A 287-nucleotide genomic window follows, 5' to 3' on the forward strand; every position below is an offset into this window, starting at 1 on the left:
GCCAGCGAAACGGTAGTTACCGTTCGCGTCGGTGGTGGTACGAGCCACCTCCACGCCGTTGGCGTCCTTGAGGATCACGGTCACGTTCGGCACGCCCGGCTCACCGTTATCCGCACCGTTACCATCGGCGTCATTCCACACGCGGTCACCGATCGTGGCGGGAGCAACCAGACCAAAGTCCACACCCTGCACCGACGCATCAGTAATCGTCACCGACGCCTGAGTCTCGCCCCGGCCCTTGTAGGCCTGGGTCGGAATCAGACCAGCCAGATCACCCTTATCAGGAT

At 62.4% G+C, this 287-nt stretch carries 1 protein-coding gene; it reads right to left on the bottom strand.

What is annotated here, in order from left to right:
* On the bottom strand, window positions 1–287 hold a 287-nt coding region (locus QP415_RS11535; protein WP_285100174.1), incomplete at both ends, for an SdrD B-like domain-containing protein.

It is taken from the genome of Pauljensenia sp. UMB3104, assembly GCF_030217285.1.
GTDB lineage: Bacteria > Actinomycetota > Actinomycetes > Actinomycetales > Actinomycetaceae > Pauljensenia.